Annotated in this window: 1 protein-coding gene and 1 pseudogene; both read right to left on the reverse strand. The window is 68.5% G+C overall.

Annotated elements, in window-relative coordinates; all coding sequences use genetic code 11:
• The coding region (locus DYI24_RS26220) for an NAD-binding protein (protein ID WP_349627820.1) at window positions 1–1070 on the reverse strand (1070 nt) is incomplete at its 3' end.
• 205 nt (window positions 1071–1275) lie between these two features.
• Window positions 1276–1605: pseudogene (locus tag DYI24_RS28690) on the reverse strand (ion channel); the annotation flags it as partial.
• Window positions 1606–1637 lie beyond the last annotated feature (32 nt).

Genomic DNA, 1637 nt, shown 5'->3' on the forward strand with positions numbered 1-1637 from the left:
GGGGTCTCGATCGGGCTGTCGCCTCGGATCAGCCGCAGCACGATCGCACGCCGCCGCAGCGGGTGCGCGGCGTCGTGGTGCTCCGGATCGACGCAAAGTCCGGCCACGGTCAGCGGCTGCTTCAGCGCACCGTCGCTGCCGACGAGGTTCGGTGCGTGGTCGGTGTCGAGCACCGTGCTCCAGAACTGCGGCGTGTCGTTGCCGAGCGCGGCGCGCAGCCGCTCCGACAGCGTGAACGCCCAGAACGCATCCTGGTGGCGTGCGGCTTCGAGGAAGTCCGCCAAGAGCGGCGTGCGCAGCGCGGCCAGACACTGATTGGCGATGATCTCGCTCGGCACCATGGTGATGTCGGCGCCGAGCTTGGCGAACAGCATCCGGCTGGAGCGCTGGTTCTGCCTTGCGATCACGAAGATCTCGGGCTTCAGCCGCCGTGCCGCCAGCGCGATCGCCAGATTCTCGGCGTCATCGTCGGTGCCCGCGACGATACCTGACGCATGGCCGATGCCGGCCTCGTGCAGCGCCGCAACATCGGCGCCGCGGCCGTGGACGGCGTGATGACCATCGACCCGTGAGCCGACCGGGTCGATCACCGCCGCGGTGAAGCCGCCGCGCTGCACGGCGGCGACGACTTCGCGGCCGAACCGGCCGTAGCCGCAGACGATCCAATGGCCCGGCGCCGCCGGCATCCGCGCCGGTGCGCTCGGAAACAGATAGGCGCCGGGTGCGCTGGTCAGCCAGGCGATCAGCCGATAGACGTCCGGCGCCCGCATCGCCAGCGTCAGGTGTTCGGCGAATTCGCGGAACGGATTGATCACCCGGTGCGTGCCGAGCGAACACATCGACGCCGCGGTCGCTTGTGTATCGGCGCGGCCGATCACCGGCAGGCCTGGCCGCAGGATCGACGCCGCGATCGCGACCGCGAGGTTGACCTCGTCGTCGTTGCACAGCGTCAGCCCGCCGTTGCATTCGGGCTTCATCAGGCCGGCGGCGGTCAGGATTTCGGGCGAGCGGGCGTCGGCGACCAGCGCCGGAGCTTTGCCGTTCAGCCCCTCGATCTCGAGCTGCTGCACCGAGCCGGCGGCCGGGCTGTCGCAGCGCGTGCACCACGGTCATGCCGGTGTCGCCGAGCCCGCACACCAGATAGAACGGCTGATCGAGCTTCTCGACCGCGCGGCGAAACCGGCGGTCGACCAGCGCCTGTTGAAACGCCTTCTCCTGAACCAAGCTGAGCAGCGAACCGAGCAGCCACGCCCAGCCGATCACCGACAGATAGATGATGATGGTGACGAAGCCGCGCTGCTGGTCGGTGAACGGATGGGGCAGCTCGCCGAAGCCGATCGTCGTCGCCGTATAGGTGACGAAGTAGAACGCCTCGAACAGCGTCATCCGCCACGGGTGTCCATCGGCATCGATCCCGGGGATCAGCATCAGGCCGAGCGTCGACAGGGTAAACACCAGTGCCAGCAGGATCAGCGGCGGGCAATCGGAGACGCCGACTTTGCCGGCCACGAAGGCGAAGCTCCACAGCGCGCAGAACAGCACGATCTGGAGGGCACGCGGGTTGAGCAGCGGCGAGGCGAGCGGAACGGCGGGCGTAAGCGACATCGAAAGCGTCTCCTGATGCCTCGGCTTAGGGG

The organism is Rhodopseudomonas sp. BR0C11, assembly GCF_010820945.1.
GTDB classification, from domain to species: Bacteria; Pseudomonadota; Alphaproteobacteria; order Rhizobiales; family Xanthobacteraceae; genus Rhodopseudomonas; species Rhodopseudomonas palustris_H.